Annotated in this window: 11 protein-coding genes and 1 rRNA gene; 7 read left to right on the forward strand and 5 right to left on the reverse strand. The window is 52.6% G+C overall.

Going from position 1 to position 19,497, the window contains the following annotated elements; all coding sequences use genetic code 11:
- Window positions 1-122 precede the first annotated feature (122 nt).
- Window positions 123-2,234: an acyl-CoA dehydrogenase family protein gene (locus MFFC18_RS13200; RefSeq protein WP_075085001.1), complete on the reverse strand. Its 2,112-nt coding sequence runs from the start codon at window positions 2,232-2,234 to the stop codon at window positions 123-125.
- 399 nt (window positions 2,235-2,633) lie between these two features.
- A complete protein-coding gene (hemL, locus tag MFFC18_RS13205; RefSeq protein WP_261340533.1) occupies window positions 2,634-3,929 on the reverse strand; it encodes a glutamate-1-semialdehyde 2,1-aminomutase in 1,296 nt (431 codons plus the stop codon).
- A gap of 231 nt (window positions 3,930-4,160) precedes the next feature.
- Here hemL and MFFC18_RS13210 point away from each other — a divergent pair, with 231 nt between their 5' ends.
- On the forward strand, window positions 4,161-5,699 hold the full coding sequence (locus tag MFFC18_RS13210) for a hypothetical protein (protein WP_075084999.1): 1,539 nt from the start codon (window positions 4,161-4,163) through the stop codon (window positions 5,697-5,699).
- Window positions 5,696-6,220, forward strand: a complete 525-nt coding sequence (locus MFFC18_RS13215) for a hypothetical protein (protein WP_075084998.1) — start codon at window positions 5,696-5,698, stop codon at window positions 6,218-6,220. Before MFFC18_RS13210 ends, MFFC18_RS13215 begins: the two co-directional genes overlap by 4 nt.
- A gap of 7 nt (window positions 6,221-6,227) precedes the next feature.
- Here MFFC18_RS13215 and MFFC18_RS13220 read toward each other — a convergent pair whose 3' ends face one another.
- A complete protein-coding gene (locus tag MFFC18_RS13220) occupies window positions 6,228-7,445 on the reverse strand; it encodes a hypothetical protein (RefSeq protein ID WP_148618863.1) in 1,218 nt (405 codons plus the stop codon).
- Window positions 7,446-7,606: 161 nt separating this feature from the next.
- On the opposite strand from MFFC18_RS13220, the gene MFFC18_RS13225 reads away from it, so the two are divergent.
- From MFFC18_RS13225 to MFFC18_RS13235, 3 genes are all read left to right on the forward strand, one after another.
- The gene (locus tag MFFC18_RS13225) at window positions 7,607-8,599 is read left to right on the forward strand and encodes a DUF1559 family PulG-like putative transporter (protein WP_148619115.1); all 993 of its coding nucleotides are present in this window, start codon (window positions 7,607-7,609) and stop codon (window positions 8,597-8,599) included.
- A gap of 235 nt (window positions 8,600-8,834) precedes the next feature.
- Window positions 8,835-9,812, forward strand: coding sequence for a 3-oxoacyl-ACP synthase III family protein (locus MFFC18_RS13230; RefSeq protein ID WP_148618864.1), 978 nt, complete (start codon window positions 8,835-8,837; stop codon window positions 9,810-9,812).
- Complete coding sequence (locus tag MFFC18_RS13235) at window positions 9,806-11,698, forward strand: NAD-dependent epimerase/dehydratase family protein (protein WP_075084994.1); 1,893 nt, start codon at window positions 9,806-9,808, stop codon at window positions 11,696-11,698. Before MFFC18_RS13230 ends, MFFC18_RS13235 begins: the two co-directional genes overlap by 7 nt.
- A gap of 32 nt (window positions 11,699-11,730) precedes the next feature.
- Here the strand turns inward: MFFC18_RS13235 and MFFC18_RS13240 are convergent, their stop codons facing one another.
- On the reverse strand, window positions 11,731-12,822 hold the full coding sequence (locus MFFC18_RS13240; RefSeq protein ID WP_075084993.1) for a DUF3419 family protein: 1,092 nt from the start codon (window positions 12,820-12,822) through the stop codon (window positions 11,731-11,733).
- Between the two features lie 76 nt (window positions 12,823-12,898).
- On the opposite strand from MFFC18_RS13240, the gene MFFC18_RS13245 reads away from it, so the two are divergent.
- Entirely contained in the window at window positions 12,899-13,939 is a 1,041-nt protein-coding gene (locus MFFC18_RS13245; protein WP_075084992.1) for an aromatic ring-hydroxylating oxygenase subunit alpha, read from the forward strand.
- Between the two features lie 103 nt (window positions 13,940-14,042).
- On the opposite strand, the gene MFFC18_RS13250 is transcribed toward MFFC18_RS13245, so the two are convergent.
- Window positions 14,043-14,633: a PDZ domain-containing protein gene (locus MFFC18_RS13250; RefSeq protein WP_157665171.1), complete on the reverse strand. Its 591-nt coding sequence runs from the start codon at window positions 14,631-14,633 to the stop codon at window positions 14,043-14,045.
- A gap of 1,397 nt (window positions 14,634-16,030) precedes the next feature.
- On the opposite strand from MFFC18_RS13250, the gene MFFC18_RS13255 reads away from it, so the two are divergent.
- Window positions 16,031-19,421: ribosomal RNA gene (locus tag MFFC18_RS13255) — 23S ribosomal RNA — on the forward strand.
- Window positions 19,422-19,497 lie beyond the last annotated feature (76 nt).

Below are 19,497 nucleotides of genomic sequence, written 5' to 3' on the forward strand. Positions count from 1 at the left end.
GCGGCGTTGCTCTAGAGGCAGTTTCAAAACCTTGTGGCTGCGGCGTCTCGCCGCAGTTAATACCAGAAATACTGCGGCGAGACGCCGCAGCCACTACCAGGTGATCCGTTTTGAAACTGGCTCTAGATAAACCGATCGATGAAGCGCGGATCGAGTGGAATCGGCTGAACATCGATGTCGGCAATCAGGTCTTTATGCAGCGTCGAATCCCGATCCATCATCAACTGACCGATCTCGGCCCAGAGCTTTTGCAGATACGGTGAACTCTCCTGGCCATTGAGTCGAATGCTGGCTTCAAGATCGAGGGCAGCGGCGACTTTCAGATACTCCGGATCACGTTTTTCCATCGACAATGCGAAACACAGCGAAGCCAGGTTGTGGCAAAGCTGATCGAAAACTCCACCTTCGTCGCCCAGCAAAAAGCTCTGATCCATGAAGCTCTTTTGATACTTGGCGATGATCATCAAAATGCGGCGTCCCAAAACACGATTCCGTTTCATGGCTTTGCGAACGTAGGTGTCTTTTTCCTCAAAGCGATTTTGCACCCCCGACATATCGCAGGAACCAAACACCGAACCCACCATGGACTTGGCGATGAAGGCTCCGAATTTCGCTTTCGGCATGAATCCAAACTTGCCTTCGACTTCCGCGATTCCGATCGGCTCCAAATACTTACCGCGGATATTTCGCGTCATCGCATTGGGAGCACCGACGTCCGAAAGCACCGGGTTGGGGCCTTCGTACACAGTCGCAATCGTGAACTCGTGCATGTTCTCGCCGATGTAGTTCTCAATCGCGTGATCGGGCATCGAAGCGTTGTGACCTGTTGGCGATTTGTCCGCGGACGGGTCTGTCGCACCGGCGGCTTTCATCCGCGTAAACTTGCGTTTCTCATCGGTATGCACCGAACGGCCGCCCTGAATCTGGTAACAGTTGATCGCTGTTTGAAGCAGACATTTCGTAGCGTAAACCTTCGCGATCATGCCCTGAGTTTCGTCACGGACTCCGTTGGCTGCCAATCGAAAGCACAGGTCGCCGAGGACGCGGGCCGCCAAACCGTGGGCCGTCGCGCGGCCGATCCATGTCTGAATTCGCGGTGCAGCACCGATCGGTTTGCCAAACGTGCTGCGAAAGCTGGTCCAACCGCCGCCGTTGGGAGCGTCACCATGAGCCTTCGATTCCGCGCCTTCGAGTTCCGGGTCAAGAATCACGTGAGCCAGCAACTTGAACGTCTTTGCCGCGCTGTTAACACCAATTCCACCACGGCCTTTGGCCAGCGAACTGAACGCCTGAGCCAAACCGCGTCCGGGCGGGCCAAGCAAACTTGATTTCGGGATCTTGCAATCGGTCAGTCGAAATCTCGCGTTCCAAAGATAGTCGAACGCCGTCAAATCGTTTCGCTTCATCGCGAAATTCGCGTTGTCCGACTTTGGCACTTCGAACACGATCATGCCAGAATCGCGACCCGGTTTCAGGTCGTGGCCTTCGAGCTTCACAATCAAAATGCAAACGCCGCCGTAGATCACATTCGTAATCGGCCACTTCACTCCGCTGACAATGTAGTGGTCTCCTTCCAGCCGCGCGGTCATCGAAAGCTTGCTTGGATCGGCGCCGACTCCAGGTTCGGTCAAAGCAAACGATCCAAGCAGTTCGCCCTTGGCCATCTTCGGCAGAAAATATTCTTTTTGCTCGTCGGTTCCGAAATCCAGAATCGGCGTGACGGGGCCGAGAAAGTTATGGACTTCGAACATGACGGCGAGGTCAGGATGGACGAACGTCAACGCGCGGAGCAGGGGACCGAGGTCACCAAGTTTGGCTCCGCTGCCGCCGTATTGTTCCGGGATCGCGAGCCCGAAGAAGCCACGTTCCGCCAGACCGGTGATGATGTCTTCGCGAAACAGCATTTTCTCGTGATTGCAGAGCGTGTTCTCTTTCTTCCGCTGCATCAGAAACTCAAGACACTCGCCCATGACTTTCGCGACATTCGCCGACGGAGCAAAATCTCCGGCGAAGAACTCGCGGGCCTTGCCTTTGCCGAAAAGCGCCGTGATCGTGGGAGCTTCGCCAGAGAATTGACTTTCGGCGCTGCGATCCGCGTCATCCAAAGTCGAAAGCGCGGCCACCTCGTCCGCAGACTTACCAGCCTGCTGCAGGATCAAAGCCATCGCGTCGTCGCTGTCTTTCGCGGACGGATTTCCAATCGATTCATCGTTTGATTCTGGCGTCTTCAACATCGTGTGCTCCAGCAATTCGGTCGCAATAAAGGCTCTTAAGTATAGATAGCGGAAAAATCGAAAACATAACAGCGGTCAGCCCAAATTCGCGGACAATTCCCCAAATGGTGGGCCAGATTGGCTCATCACGCCCATTTTACATCGTAAACGTCGCCGATCGACATCTCGATCGACATCTCGATCGCAGCCGTCGAATCCGAGCGGACAGTTCATTTTCGCAATCGCAAACTCTGGGTCAGCCCCGCCAACGGGTTGCCGGAGGTCTGACTCCCTGGTTCAGCGTCACTCTTCGCTAATCGTGAATCAGGTCGTTGAGTGCGTGAACGTTGATGAACAAACACTCGTGATTACGGCTGCAGCATTAATAGTACCGTGGTTTTCCGACAACCGGTTCGGCTTTCACGTCCAGGACTCAAAAACATCGCGAGACGCCGCAATCGTTTGGTCGATATGTTCTTCCGTATGAGTCGCTGAAACGAAAAGAGCTTCGAATTGGCTGCAGGGCATGTAGACACCACGGTGGATCAACCCCCAGAACCATTTCGAAAATTTCTCGGTGTCGCATTTCGCGGCGGAGGTCCAATCAGTGACCGGGCCGGGATGGAAAAACAGGGTCATCATGCTGCCGACTCGATTGACACAGTGCTCGATTCCCGCATCGGCCGCCGATTTTGACAGGCCTTGCGCCAGTCGATCTGAAATTTTCTCAAGGTAATCGTACGGCGGATCGTCACGCAGTGACTTGAGCATCGCGATTCCAGCTGCGGTGGCGATTGGATTTCCAGAAAGCGTCCCTGCCTGGAAAACTTTGCCCGCGGGAAGCACGTGTTGCATGATTTCGCGTTTGCCGCCGAACGCACCGAGAGGCAGTCCACCACCGACGATCTTGCCCATCGTCGTCATGTCAGGAATCACGCCGAATAGTGATTGAGCACCCGATCGTGCGACCCGGAAACCACACATGACTTCGTCGAAGATCAAAACGCTGCCATGCTGTTCCGTCAGCGAACGAAGCGCCGCCAGAAACTCGCCGCTGGGAGTCACACAGCCCATGTTGCCGCAAACGGGCTCCAGAATCACTGCCGCGATCCTGTCTCCGTGTTCAGCAAACGCTTGGCCCAAACCTTCGACGCAATTGTATTCCAGAACCATCGTGTCCTGAGTCGTCCCTTGGGTAACGCCCGGGGAGTTCGGGACGCCCAACGTGGCTGCGGCACTTCCTGCGGAAACCAACAGGCTGTCGACGTGGCCGTGGTAGTTGCCAGCGAACTTGATCACCACATCGCGTCCGGTGTAGCCGCGAGCGACGCGAATCGCGCTCATCGTGGCTTCGGTCCCCGAGTTCACCAAGCGTACCATTTCGACCGAAGGAACGGCTTCGATGATCAGCTCCGCCAGCTCATTTTCGGCGACTGTTGGAGCACCGAAGCTGGTCCCGCGATCAACCGCCGCATGAACGGCGTCGCAAACGGCTGGAAACTGATGCCCAAGAATCATCGGGCCCCATGACCCGATGTAGTCCAGATATTTGTTGCCGTCGATATCGAACAACCACGGCCCTTCGCCGCGTTCGAACACAATGGGCTCGCCACCGACGGCTCCGAAAGCACGTGCCGCACTGTTGACGCCTCCCGGCATCAGAGATTTTGCTCGGGCGTATTCACGATGGCTGTTTTCAAGATTTAGTTTTGTCACGGCGTTTTCGATGTAAACATGCGATTTTTCAACGGTAATTTTTAAGCGCAATCGAACGGCCAGGCAATTAGCCAGATTTTCGCAGCCATCGATCGGCCACGACGGCTGAAAAACGGGAATAACCGGAGCGACGTACAATCATTGCGATTGAGCAGTCGATAGCTAACATATTAAGAAGCCCTGCCATTTGTTCCGCACCTTCAACCTACCGCATCCAGAACCGCTTCGAACATGAATAACGAACTGACACTTGGCGAAAAAGCAGTTCAGTTTCTTTACTCGATCGGTTTGCCGCCGATGCGAATCCTGATGGGGTTGATCGCTTTATTGGTGATCGGCGCGATTTTTGGCGTTCTGTACTTCACGCAATTCGCTGACGACGGATCGGCGACGGAGCGCTCGGAAGATTCTGGCAATAGCGAACGTGCCACGCAATCTGAGCGAACGACGCACCAGTTCGACCTTACACTCGATCAGGAAATCGACAATCTGGAATTCTTTGGCGGATCCAACGCCGGGTACATCATCGTCGCAACGGCCCAGCAGCGACAAACCGAAGAAATCGAAAAGCTGCTCCAGCGGAGTGATTTGACGGCGGAGCAAAAAGTCAAAATTGATCGAATGCAATTGCGAAACTATCAGGCCCTTGTGGAACTTTGCCTCAACAGCGGCGTTTCACCTGAAATGGACTTACAAAGCTTCAGCGAATTTGCCGCGACAGTTGAATCCAGCGACAACGAAGAACTGAAGGATCTCGCCAGCTACGCGATCGTGAAGGTTGCCGCCATCGCGTTTGCAAAGCTGCCGACGAAAGCCAACGCAGACGCAGCGATCGAGGCGTTGCGTGCCCAGAGATCCTGCTTTCTCGAGAACGAGCAACGAGCAAAAATACTGTTAGCAATTTTCCTCAAAGCGCAGGACGCCAAGCCCGGCGACGTCAACGCGAACCGGTGCCTTGAATCGATCGGAGAGGTTTTTGCCGAAAGCAATCTGGCAGTGGTTCAGAAACTTTCGCGGCAAGTCGATGAGTTCACGCTGTTCACGAAATTTCAGGTTTCCACGCTCGAGAGACGGATTCGATATCGGGACCGAAAAGCGTTACTGGATCTCGACGGCGCCTTGCGTGTAATCGAGGCTCATCCGGAAGTTGAAATTTCCAAATGGAGAGCGCTGATCCGAGCCTACGAAGCTTCTATCTCGACCGGTCGTTTTCAGGATCTGGAAACGGCGCGACGGATTGTCGGCGATTTGGTCGTCAAGCTTCCAGATTCGGATCCGAAAAAACTGGAACTGATTGAGCTGTTGGACAATCAGAAACGCCGAGTTTCTCAAATCGGCAAAGTCATGGACGTGTCCGGGAATACGGTCGACGGCAAGGCCATTGAGAAAACGACCGGCGAGTTCACGGTGCTTGTTTTTGCGGACACGAGGCCGCAGTCCACTTCGATTTTGAGAGAATTGACGACCAGTCGAATGGACGTCAGTTCCAACTTTCGGCCAATGGTCTCCTACAAAGACAGTTTCACGAAAGCGGATATGCGAAAGGTCGCTTCAATTCCATCGTGGATTTTTATGGCTGATGATGCAACGTCGCAAAAATACACTGAGTCGTTCCCGGTCGATTTCTATCCGTACATATTGCTGCTGGACAAGGAAGGAGTCGTGGTTGCCGCCGATGTTTCGCTGGTTCAGGCTGCCAACCGAATCGCAAAACTTGAAAAAGCAAGCCGCGACAAGTCATCAAACTCAGACGCACTCAACTCGCAATGATTATCCGGCAACAGTTGCTTAAAACACACTCGCGCGAGAATGCGGACTTCATCGAAGACTACGTTGCTCGAACGCCAGGAGCAGCTATTGAGTTGATGGCCTGTTTTCTGAGTGACGAAACGAAGGTTGCCCAGCGATCGTCGCAGGTCGTTGGAAATCTTGGCCGTCACCACCCTGAAATGCTCGAGCCATGGTGGGATGAAATGATAACTGCCGGAGACCAACCGACTCACATCGCCATTCGCCGCAACGTCACAAGGTATTTTTCGGAACTTGAGCTGCCGATCCCAAATTGCCTGGAAAAAAGGATCGCCGAATCGTTCACTGATTGGGCAGTAGACGTCAACTCGCCGGTCGCGGTTGCCGTTTTCGCGATGCAGTTCGTCGCTGACCGGCATCAGAAATTCCCAAAGCTGGCCGAATCAATCAAGAATGAAATTGAATCGAGAATGGAATCAGACTCGGCAACTCCTGGCTTTTGCAACCGAGGCAGAAAAATTCTTCAACAGCTGGCGTCATAGAACGAGCTCATGCCCCATTCTCTGCCGTAGATTTGGGCAGAACGAGGAAGTCGCAAACTTTGTCGAACTTATGCCGTGCCCAAGCCTCGGCGCTGATTCCAGCAGAAAGTGCGTTGGCGAGAACGTCCGGCGAAGACGAAGCGACAGAACAGGCCGAATCGATTCCCCGCTTTAGCATCGAGAAACCTGATCCGTATTGCCCGGGAGAAACGGACTCCATCCCTCCGGCGACAAGGCTCATTAGCTGCAATGAAGCACGCAGTGGAACTACTGCAAGGTCAAGTGCTTCCGTCGTGGCGGAAGAAATTAGCTGACGACTCAATTGTCTTTCGATCGCATTGGTATCGAACGAAACATGCCGCCTAATCGCACGCAATGTCGATTCTGTTTCGCCACGGCGGGTTTCATCGTCCAGACCCACGATATTTCGCTGCAACATTTCAAGTAGATCCAGCCGGTCGCAAACGTCTGACAATCCTAGCGCAATCGCTGCATGAGCAGCAACAGCTGCCGTCGCCTCAGAAGCTCCCATGCATGCCAGACCTTCCAATTGACGACTGTTCAATAAGAACAGCGAAAAGATTTGCGCATCCAATCGCGTCACTAACGCGTCAACCAATGCTTTGTCGCCGTCAACTCTGGTAATTACGTTTCGAGTTTGGCAACACTGAAGAAAAACAAGGATTGGCTCGATATCGAAATCGGAGCGTTTCACAGGCGTCCCGGGTTCACCGAATCGTTTTGTGATCTTTGATTCGAAAGCTTGAGACAACCCAAACATTGCTGACTCAGCAACAACGCTGCCCGCGATCACCGGCGCGGCCATTGTGTCTTCCCAAAAAAACAACTCCCAAGTCAGAGCAATTCCAGCGACGCCGACTGCCACGTTACTGATGGTGTTCGCTGTCCTGTCCAGAAATCCAATCTGCGAAAGAAAGCCTATGCAATTCTGGATCTCCACAGAATAGGCGACGACATGACCGAGTTTGTGATTGCGACCTTTCAGCCAGGCGAATGCAAACGATCGGATTAACTCTGCGTCTTTGGATCCCGCTGTTTTCTGATTCAAGGCGGCACGCAGGGCGACAACAAGTTCGTCATCGGCAGTCGTATGGCCAGCGTACTTGTCTGAGAATCCAACTGCCCCAAAGACGCCTCCGGAAGTTATGGCTGCGGCGGAGTGATCGACCAGCGGAAACTTAAAACTGATTTTTGACTCATTCATGAAAGGCATTTCGTTGGTCTGGCAACAATCTTGATTTTGCCGAGCAAGATCAAGCAATTTAAAGCTGGATCACGCGAATATTGCGAAATCTGGTTGAGACAGTTGCTGCCTTCCTTGAATTTTTGCTGGTTTATCGGGCTGTTTCAGCATACAGTCAACGCATGGCAACGAAAAAGATCATGAATTCGAGGCGGCGTTTAGGATTCACTTTGGTCGAGCTTCTCGTTGTGATCGCCATCATCGGGATTTTGATCGCGATGTTGTTGCCGGCCGTCCAGTCGGTCAGAGAAGCAGCACGTCGCGTCGAGTGTGCGAACAAGATTCGCCAGCTCGCTCTCGCGTTCCACTTGCATCACGACAGCCACAACATCTTTCCATCCGGTGGTTGGGGATGGTACTGGGTTGGTGACGCCAACTTACGAAAAGGAAAACACCAACCCGGAAGTTGGGCTTTCTCGCTGTTGCCTTACGTTGAGCAAAACAACCTCTATCAGAGCATTCAGGACGGCGACGCCAGAAATTTCTCGGCCCTGCAACTTGATCGCGCCAAAGAAGCCTGCCGCACGCCGCTGGAGATTCTGTTTTGTCCTTCCCGACGCAAACCAGGCAATCGGCCTCGCGTCATGTCCTCCGGAACTCCAAACGGTTTTGCCTACAACGCAGATCCGACCGAAGTCGAAGCTCGCAACGACTACGTTGCTAACGCGGGCGACGAAATAATCAACTGGGGCGGAGGTCCTGAGCCCGATTTGGCATTCGAAGGACTCGGGTTCAGCGGCATGCGAAACTCGACCGGGATCTCGTTCCAACGCAGCCATATTGGTTTCGTTCACGTCACCGATGGGACGTCGAACACTTTCCTGCTGGGCGAGAAGCATCTGAGAGTCGCGAACTACGAAAACGGATTGGATTTTGGCGACGACCAGAACTTCCTCACCGGCGACGACTATGACTTGCATCGCTGGACCGCCGATCCGCCTCGCAAAGACAGTCGTGACGTCGACGACTACACCTCGTTTGGAAGTGCTCATTCGTCAGGATTGAATATGTCTCATGTCGACGGCAGCGTGCGGCATCTGAGTTTTGACGTTTCTGCTGAAGTTTTCCGACTGTACGGCAATCGGGCCGACGGACAGGTCAACGAGGAACTTTAAGGCACTGTTTGATAAATGTGAGCGGCAAGCAAGGCTAGCCGCCGGTCCGTTTCGCTTTTTACGGCGACTGGGCCTTGCCGCTCATGTTTGGCCGCGCCATCCTGACGAGTGAAAAAGGGTAGACTGGACGTTTTTGCACAACGTTCGAATTGCCCACAACGTTCGAATTGCCCACAACGTTCGAATTGCCCACAACGTTCGAATTGCGTTTTGGGGAACGCGGCGTCCACGCGACATGTCAAAACTGACCCATCACTTCCAAATCTCGGCAGCCCATTTTGCTGTCCCGCCAGATTTTCAAACGGCGGAAGAACTGGCAAAGGATCTCGATTGCGAAGCGTCATGGATTCACGAAAACGTCGGCGTTTCCAATCGTCACGTCTGCCAACCAGGCGACGATCCGGCAAAGCTTGCCGCCACCGCGGCTCGGCCGGCTATTGAGAACCTCGGAACGCCGGATTTATTGATTTACTCGAGCGCGACCGTTCGGCAATGCATTCCAGACACCTCAGTCTTTGTCGCTCGCGAACTCGGCATCAGCGGCGTGCCGACTTACAGCGTCAACGCGACCTGCCTGTCGTTTCTGGTTGCTCTTCGACACGCCGCGGCGATGATCTCGGATAAAAGCTACAGCAAAATCCTGATCGTCACCGCGGAACTGCCAACTCTCAGCAGAAATTTCTCCGATCCAAAATCTGCGGCACTGCTCGGTGACGGAGCTGCCGCGGTAATGGTCGAATCGACGACTCGCGACGCCGGAGCATTTTGCTTTCGCCAAAAAACATGGCCAGAATTTGCAGAGCTGACTCAAATCCGCGGCGGTGGACTGCTGAATCACCCGATGCTGTCCTCGACCAAAGACACGGACTACCTCTTTGAAATGAGCGGTGAAGTTTTGTTGCGGGCCGCGATCCCGAAACTAAAACGGTTTCTGTCCACGCTGTTGTCCGACGCAGAACTTTCGGTGAAAGATCTCGATCTGATCGTGCCACATCAGGCCTCCGCCGCCGGAATGAGGTTGCTGGAACGGCTTGGACTTCCGAAAAATCGAACCGTCGACATCCTCGGCGACTACGGAAACTGTGTCTCAGCTTCGATGCCGATGGCTTTGGCGATTGCCCAGCGGGACGGAAGAATCAAGCCGGGTGACAAAATCCTTTTCCTGGGAACGGCTGCTGGATTGTCGATCGGAGCGACCGTTCTTCAATGGTAGTCGGCGAACAGTTGTTAACGTTGGCCCATGAGAGCCTTGGGCAGACCCCGAAGCGAATTTTGGTCACCGGAGCGACGGGTTTTGTCGGATCGCGAGTCGCCCAAGTGCTTGTCGAGGCCGGACATGACGTCACGATCACCGGTCGCAGCAAGTATCGGATCAGAAGCGGCGGAAAATGGCGGAAAGCCGACCTGACGTCGAAAGAGGAAGTCTTCGAAATTTGCGAAGGCCAGCAAATCGTCATCCACAGCGGAGCCTTGACGTCGCCTTGGGGCTCGCTGGAAACGCATCGCCGTGTAAACGTCGCGGGAACGCAAAACGTGCTGGACGCGTGTCGCAAGTTCGACGTTGATCGATTGGTGCACGTCTCGTCGACCGCGATCTTTTTTCAGTTTCGCGACCGGGATCGCGTGACCGATCGGACGGAATTTCCGCGAGAATTTTGCTGTCCTTACGCACAATCCAAAGCGGAATCCGAAAAATTGGTGTCAGACGCGATGGCGGCAGGGCTGAATGCCTATATTGTCCGCGCCAGAGCTGTTTTTGGACCCGGCGACAACGCGTTGCTGCCCCGTCTGATCGCGGCGTCGAAAGCCGGGCGACTTCGGCAGATCGGAAACGGCGAAAACCTTTGCGATCTGACCTACATCGACAACCTTGTCGCCGGGCTGATCCTCGCGGCGCGACCGACTGCTCCCAACGGAGTCTGCACGATCACCAACGAAGATCCGGTTCGACTTTGGGACGTCCTGAAAAATGTTCTGCTGGAGACAACCGGAAAATTTCCGACGAAGAAAGTCCCATATTGGTTGGCGTTGCGGGCCGCCCATTGGGCTGAGTTAAAGCACAGAGTTCTGCGGACGCCAGGAGAACCGCCGATCACGAGATACGGAGTCGGTTTGCTGGCCAAACAGCAGACTTTCGTTTCCGAAGCCGCAAAACGCGACCTCAGATATCAGCCGCTGGTTCCGCTCAAAGAAGGAATCCGCCGGACCGTCTCGGATTTGCGACGGCGCCACGAAAGCCCGGACGCGAATCAAGCCTCGGTTGAGGTCAGCTTTTTTTCAACGGGCTATGTCGAATTCAAACGCAACATCGCAGAACGCGGCGCGAGCGGGGATCTAACGCGGTTTCATGCAACCGTGGCGTTAATCAAACATCCGATTCACGGGCTGACGCTGTTTGATACCGGCTACAGCAAGGATTTTTTCGAGGCGACGGCCCGGATGCCGTATCGGCTTTATCGCATGGCGACCAAAGTCGTGACTCACGAGCAGTGGTCGATCGAAAACTGGCTGAAGAGGGCCGGAATCGAGCCCGATGACATCCGTCGAATCATCATCTCTCATTTCCACGCCGATCATATCGGGGCGTTGAGGCGATTTCCCAACGCCGAGCTAATCGCATCGCAGAAAGCCTGGCAGTTCGCGAAAATTCGCAAAGGTTTCGGAGCGGTCAAACGCGGCATCCTGCCAGATCTCATTCCGCCGGATTGCGATCAACGGCTGCATACGATCAACGAAATGCATGATCCTGGCTTGGGTCCGATTGCGAAATGCAAAGACCTGTTTAACGACGGCAGCGTGCGGCTGTTCGATCTCGACGGGCACGCCGACGGACAAATGGGGGCTCTGTTGAATCTGGATGGCTCCCAATGTTTCCTGTTGGCTGACACGTTTTGGTCGCGAACGGAAATCCAGGCCCGACGTGCGCCGACGTTTGCGTATCGGATGATTGCCGACAACTACAAAGCAGCATTGGCTTCGCGAAAATCGATCTTTGAGATCCATGAGACAGACCCCGAAATCGAATTTGTGTGTGCTCACTGTCCCGAGTTCGCTCGCGAGCAGCGTTTCGATGCCTTGCTGGAGCAGGTTCGCGAGTGAAAGTCTTGCCGTCTGGCGATCCGCACGCTGGCTCAATCCTCGGAAATAAATCCGGCGCGAAATGAGTACAGGCATGTGTGGTCGATCTCGGCAAGTTCCTCTTCCAACCGTTTGTTGCTGCGAATTCTGCGATGGAAGGCTCCGAAGCTTTCCTGCTGATCCAATTTCACCAGAAAGAATCTTTCGCAGAATCTGGCTTTGGGCGCCGCTGATCGAAGCACGGACTCCCAGATTCGCGCGTAGGTTTCTGGCGGAGCATACGACGAGAAATCCGACAACGAGAACGCATCAAATTTTTCCAACGATCGGTTCAAAAATTCGTCGATCGGCATCGAAACGATTTCGACTCGGTCGGCAAATCGCTTGAGCTGCTCAAAATTTTCTTCTCGCAAGTGCAGCGGCAGAACGCACTGGCCCGTGTATCGCCCGCGGAACAGCAAATTGGCATAAGGATTTTCGCGAATCAGAGAATGGAAAGCCATTTTCTCAATGCAGGAACTCAAATAGCCGCCGACATCGAAATCTTTGGGAATCAATTTGGCTCCGGGCTCGCGGATGACTCTGGTCCACAGAAAACGATTGGACAACAAACGAAGGAATCGCTTCAGGAAGGGGCCCGACCAATGTTGAAGCCAAAATTCTTTCTGCGATTCCAAATCTTTTGCGTTCCACAGCCCGTCGATTTTTCGTTGCCGCAGAAAAGTGGTCTTCGACATGTATCGCAGCAACTTTTCCCAGGTCCCGCAATAAAGCACACCACGCTCGATCGTTTTAACGTGCTTTCGCCACCAGATTTCGCTGTCATTCGGAAGCAGCGGCAGCAATTCTGGTAGTAGTCCAAGCCGCTGATTCGATTTGCGGACTCCAAGGAAGCCCAGGAAATCCGCATAGTCCAGCGTTTTGTAGGCCGCCAGTTTGAGGGCCAACAGGTGATTTTGAGTCGGATTGAAATCAACGCTGACGATCTTTTTCGGAGCCGCCGTCAAAAGATCCAGCGTGCGAGCCCCACTTCCGGTGATACAAACCACGCGATCCGCGCTCGACAAACTGAGCACCCGCAACTCGGCTTCGCTGTCTTCGTTGCTGGAAGAGTAGTTGATTTGATTAAAAAATTGGCGGGTCATCTGATGCTCGCATCCGTGTATCCTTGACGACTCAGCATGGCAGAATTGGAACGGCGGCACACCTGTTAGAGCTAAAGTGTTTTCATCAATCGGCAACTTATCACAGCACTGGCACGTGGTCGCGACCGCGTCTGAAATTGGGACCGGTCGCTCGTTGAAGCGAAAAATCTACGGTCAACCGCTGCTGATTTGGCGGGACGAAAGCCGGAAACTTCATGTGCTTTTGGATTGCTGTGCCCACAAGCGAGCTCCGCTCGAAGTCAAAGATTTTCACCAGAATCAAATCGTCTGCCCCTATCACGGCTGGGAATATGACGCCGAAGGAGCCCTGACGAAAGTTCCCAGCTCGCCCGATGCCTGCGATAAGCTGAAATGCTCGCTCCCGTCGTTCCCTGTTGTTGAGTCCGCTGGATTTGTCTGGGTTTACCTCGGTGATGGGACGCCCGAAAACGAAATACCGGACATCGAAGAGTTTATCGGAAGCGGCTGGGGCTCGAAATTCAAAACGATGAGCTTTGAGACGACGGAAGAGCTGTTGATTGACAACTTCATGGATCCGACGCATACGGCGCTGGTGCACGACGGATTGATACGGAGCAGCCAAAATTCCACATGGCATGAGATGTCGATCACGACGCATTCGCACGGAGTCCGAGTCGACTATGCGGAACAGGAAGAATCGGTTGGCATTGGACTGAGGATGCTGTTCGGCCGGTCGATGAAAGTCCGACACGCGGACGAGTTTTTGATGCCGAATCTGGTCAAAGTCACTTACTGGTTCAACGGCGAACCACGGTTTCTGGCTCTGATTGCGTGCACACCACTGGAAGGGCTCGACGCCGCTCCAACAAGGGCTTTTGTGCAGCTGCGTTATCGATTTGGAGCCTTGAACTACGCCATCAAGCCGTTTCTCGGCGTGTTGGCCAACAAAGTGCTCAAGCAGGACTTCGAAATCACCCGCGACCAATTTCGCAACATGCAGGATTGCCCGGAGCAAAAGGAGCACCTCGTGGCTGCCGACGCGGTTGCCGCAAGAGTCTCAGTCTTTCGACAGAACGCTGTGCAGAAGCTTGCCCCGCCGGATCAGAGCACGCAAACGCTGAGATTGCAGTTCTGAAACCGCGAACGAAAAAAAGACGCCGCGAAATTCGCAGGCGTCAGTTCGTTTCTCATCTTATGTGTCGCTGTCTCTGATGACGCGGTGGCGTCTTCGCAACAGACTACCCGCCAGCCGACATCGCAGCAGCTGCAGGTGCTCCGCCGCCACCGCCGCCGATTCGAGTTGGGTAAACGTTTACGACTACGTCATGACCGGTCCGGACGTTTCTCACCACCATCCGAGCCACCTTGGTTGGTGACGGAAGTGGAGAAACCATGACCGCCATCGCCGGAGCCCCTGGTCCTGCCGGACCGCCGATGCCAGAGTTCGCAACGTACTGGTTGATCATGCGAACCGCGTCGAAGCTATTGTTTGCGAACTTGAATCCCCGTCCGTTGACGCGTCGAATTTCATCGCCAAACTCAAGTCCAGCCCGCTGAGCTGGGCTACCTGGAGTCACGTCGACGACTCGCAAGGAGGTGCGTCCCCAACCGTCTCGCTTCAGCACCACTCGCATCCCAAAGTAGAACTGATTCTGCTGCATCGGCGGCTGAACGTAAGGCAGAACTCGCGGCTGAACAAACGCCTGAGCTTGCCCGCCCTCGACTTGGACGGCTGGCTGTTGAACCGTCATTTGCTGGGCGAAACCAGCTGAAGAAAGGACACAAGTAACAACGATTGCCGAGATCAGGTTTTTGATTTGAGTCTTCATTTTCATTCCCTTTACTTTTGAAATTCGCAGCCACCATTGGCCGTTCTGATGACAATCCGATAGTTCAAGACCCGTGCCAAACGCGAAACACAGCGGCTTCGCAAACCGAAAAAGACTGGCAACACGCGGTAAAACGCGACTCAGAGAAACAAATCAAAACCATTCACCAAGGGTGCTTTCTACTCGAAGCCACGAATTGAAAGGCGCCCACAAAGCGACACAGCGCGATCAATTCGATGACATCTTCCGCCCGTATCACACCCACAACCCCTGCCTCGAAACGAAACCAGAAGCGGCATTGCATTTTGACGTTGCGGAAAAGGGCCTGACCAAACGCTGCAACAAACGAATCTCCTTTTTACGACCAGAGCAAACACTTCGGGCACCGAACTCAAGAACATGCGGAACGTGACGGCTTCAAAAAGAAAATGGGGACGCTACTTCGGAAAAACAGAAGAGGTTTTGTAGGCTTGGAATCGAATCGGCCATCATTCGGCAACTGCAATCGAGTGGCATCTCCCACCTCACAAGCAAGTCCATCATGGCAATTTTGCCGTCCCACAACGTGAAACGTGATCTCATCGAGAAGAAAACTTAAACATCGCCATTCGTACTGCCTCAATATGGACTCGGAAAACACCGCATCAAAATTGCAAGGACTCAACAAAGACCAACTCTCTTCAGAAAATCTTCAGAAATAACTGATTAGCCCTTGAGAGGTTTCCGATGATTCGTATACTTCTGCTCCACCGCTGAGAAGCGAAGCATGGAAGATGCAAAAGGGTGTTGCTGGTTGGCCAAGTTAGACCAATCAAACGCACTGCCCAAATTTTTGCCTTTCTTTTGAAATCGGGTTTACTTACGGTTGACACCAACCGAAAAAGTCATAGAATCCCGGACCCACACAGGGAAGCATCCTTGATGGGGACTACCTTTGAGTTGAAATTGCTCTATCCGTTTGCCGACGAGTCGGAAACAGATTGAGAGCAATTCTTCAGCTCAAAGGCACTCTCCAGCAGAAATGCAACACGAGAGTTGGTCATCGTATATCGATGGCTCGTAGTGGTTCATTCACTTGAACCATTGCAATTGATCTTTGACAATTTGTTTGTGAAGTAGATGGCATCTATATGATGACTCATCAACGTTGAGGCTTCGGCTTCTTCGGAAATGTGTCACCATAAAAACCACTCTTGAGTAGCGCTGCCGAAGGTAATCGAGCAATCGAAAACCTGAAGCACGTGTCGAAAGATTGAATTAAGAAGAATATCGTTATATGTGGTTTGAACACAGTGTGAAATGTTCCTTGAACGTTTTGCATTATAGCTATAAATAGTCGGTTCTCTTCAGGCTTGTTAACCTTCGGGTTGGTGACTTGGAAAGAATTGGATATTTGTGGTCAAGCTATTAAGGGTATATGGGGGATGTCTTGGCATTAGAAGGCAATGAAAGGCGTGTAAGTCTGCGATAAGCCTGGGGTAGCTGACAAATAAGCATTGATCCCGGGATTCCTGAGCTAACCGTGTGAACTGAAACATCTAAGTAACACGAGGAAGAGAAAGAAAAATCGATTCCGTCAGTAGCGGCGAGCGAAAGCGGAACAGCCCAAACCACGGGGGTTTCCCCTGTGGGGTTGTAGGACTTTACATATGAGAGTTACAAAGCTTTGGTTAACAGAACTGTTTGGAACGGCAGACCACAGAGGGTGAGAGTCCCGTAAGTGAAAACCACAAGCCTCTCGTAGAGCACCTGAGTAGGGCCCGTCACGTGAAACCGGGTCTGAATCAACGGGGACCATCCCGTAAGGCTAAATACTCTCTAATGACCGATAGTGAACTCAGTAGCGCGAGTGAAAGATGAAAAGTACCCCGGTTAGGGGAGTGAAATAGTATCTGAAACCATATACCTACAAGCGGTCGGAGCACTATGATTCGTTCAGTGTGACGGCGTGCCTTTTGCATAATGATCCGGCGAGTTGTCGTAATAGGCTTGGTTAAGGACTTACGGTCCGGAGCCCTAGGGAAACCGAGTGTGAATAGCGCGACCTTTGTCTATTGCGGCAGACGCGAACCCTGGTGATCTACCCATGAGCAGGTTGAAGCGCGGGTTATACTGCGTGGAGGACCGAACCCACTTAGGTTGAAAACTGAGGGGATGACTTGTGGGGAGGAGTGAAAGTCTAATCAAACCAGGAGATAGCTCGTTCTCTGCGAAATATCTTTAGGGATAGCGTCTGGTAAACTATGTCATGGGGGTAGAGACACTGATTTGGATGGGGGCCCTTCCCGGGGTACCCCACTGAACCAAACTCCGAATACCATGATAATTACCCAGGCAGTCAGTCCGTGTGGGATAAGCTGCACGGTCGAAAGGGAAACAACCCAGACCATCGTCTAAGGTCCCCAAGTAGTACTCAGTCACTAAGGAAGTTAGTTTGCTGAGACAGCCAGGATGTTGGCTTAGAAGCAGCCACCATTTAAAAAGTGCGTAACAGCTTACTGGTCGAGCAGACTTGCGCCGATAATGAACGGGAGTAAGTACTACACCGAAGACATGGGTTAGCAATAGCGGTAGCAGAGCGCTGTAAGAGAGATACAAGCCCAACCGTAAGGATGGGTCACGGCTCTTACAGGTGATTATGTCGGAATGAGTAACGATAAAACAGGTGAGAATCCTGTTCGCCGAAAACCTAAGGTTTCCTGGGGAAGGTAAATCCGCCCAGGGTTAGGCGGTTCCTTAGTTGAGGCCGAAAGGCGTAGACGATGGATAGCAGGTTAATATTCCTGCCCCAGTTTGTGGAGCGATGGAGGGACGGGATCCAGAATGCACGCGGACGGTTAGAAATGTCCGTGGAGTTCACTGAGTTGGGGGAATGTAAATGCGTCCCCATAATACAAGGTGTTCGACCAACCGGCTTGACCGGGATTGTGTTGGAAGGATCTCCAAGAAAAGCTTCTAAGCTTTGAAGCAAACTGACCGTACTAAAACTGACACAGGTAGGTGAGTCGAGTAGACTAAGGCGCTCGGGAGAACGGTGGTTAAGGAACTCTGCAAAATGGCCCCGTAAGTTCGCGATAAGGGGTGCCCCTGATGGTTTACGCTGTCGGGGGCCACAGTAAATCGGCTCCTTCGACTGTTTATCAAAAACACAGGACTCTGCAAACTCGTAAGAGGACGTATAGAGTCTGACGCCTGCCCGGTGTTGGTAGGTTAAGGAAGACGGTTATCCTTCGGGAGAAGCTGGCAACCGAAGCCCCAATAAACGGCGGCCGTAACTATGACGGTCCTAAGGTAGAATTTTCTGCCCATTGAAGCGGTGACGTTTCAATTGCATCTTGCTATATGCTGGAACATCTGAGTATCTGGTGGTACTCGTTCGAATCTCTGATTCGTTCAGTAAAAATCCAACCAGTGCAGACAATCAGCAGGAAACCAATTCATTGGTTGTGACTTGTCACAGCTAACATTGTTGGGATCCTCAGAGACTAAACGCAAGACAACTTCTTTCCGTGAAGACTACGACGTAACTGACGTGGTTGGAATTGAGTTGAAGATATAGTCCGAGCTGCATGGCGACATGCAGAGGGCAACAGAAATGTTGTTCCGCCGATGGTGAGCATAAATCTCTTGCTCACACGTTCTGATTTTGTTCGAAGCATAATCAGGACAGCAGTTTCTTAGCTTATTCATTGGGTCTGGCTTTTGGTCAGATCATGTCAAACGCCTACGTTTGACAGAGGTTGGATCTTAGCTAGATCCGGTTAGTAGTGCTAAATCTTTCATGATTTTTAAATGGCTGTTTTTGGTAGTAACATACTGAGCGAAGTTCCTTGTCGGGTAAGTTCCGACCTGCATGAAAGGCGTAACGAGAGGAGCACTGTCTCAACCACCGACCCGGTGAAATTGTAGTCGTGGTGAAGATGCCACGTACCCGCGGTTAGACGGAAAGACCCCGTGAACCTTTACTGTAGGCAGATATTGGGTTGAGTTATGTTTTGTGCAGTGCTAGGTGGGAGGCTTTGAAGCTGGACGCCAGTTCAGTGGAGCCGAAAGGTGAGATACCACCCTTAATATGATTTAATTCTAACTTTGACCCTTGAATCAGGGCAAAGGACAGTTTCTGTTGGGCAGTTTGACTGGGGCGGTCTCCTCCCAAAGAGTAACGGAGGAGTGCAATGGTACACTCAGCCTGGTTGGCAATCAGGCGTCGAGCATAAAGGTAGAAGTGTGCTTAACTGCGAGACTCATCAGTCGAGCAGATACGAAAGTAGGTCTTAGTGATCCTGTGGTTCCGAATGGAAGGGCCATAGCTCATCAGATAAAAGGTACTCCGGGGATAACAGGCTTATCGCATCCGAGCGTCCATAGCGGCGATGCGGTTTGGCACCTCGATGTCGGCTCATCACATCCTGGGGGTGAAGAAGCTCCCAAGGGTTTGGCTGTTCGCCAATGAAAGTGGTACGTGAGCTGGGTTCAGACCGTCGTGAGACAGGTCGGTCCCTATCTGCCGTGGGCGTACGAAACTTGAGGAGGTTCTTCTTTAGTACGAGAGGATTTGGAAGGACGAAGCGCTGGTGTACCAGTTGTCACGCTAGTGGCACGGCTGGATAGCTAACTTCGGAAAAGATAAACGCTGAAAGCATCTAAGCGTGAAGCTCTCTCCAAGATAAGGTTTCGTAAGTTCATTCGAACGAAAGTCCCCTGAAAGACGATCAGGTTGATAGGCCATATGTGTAAGTGCAGCAATGTACTCAGCTAAATGGTACTAACGGACGAAAGCTTGACCACATATATCCATTTCTCTCAGTTCAATCTGAGAAAGACACGATAATGTGCTGCTCAAGTCGCCAGATTTTTTCTGGCA

Origin of the sequence: Mariniblastus fucicola, assembly GCF_008087665.1 — a bacterium.
Classification (GTDB): domain Bacteria; phylum Planctomycetota; class Planctomycetia; order Pirellulales; family Pirellulaceae; genus Mariniblastus; species Mariniblastus fucicola.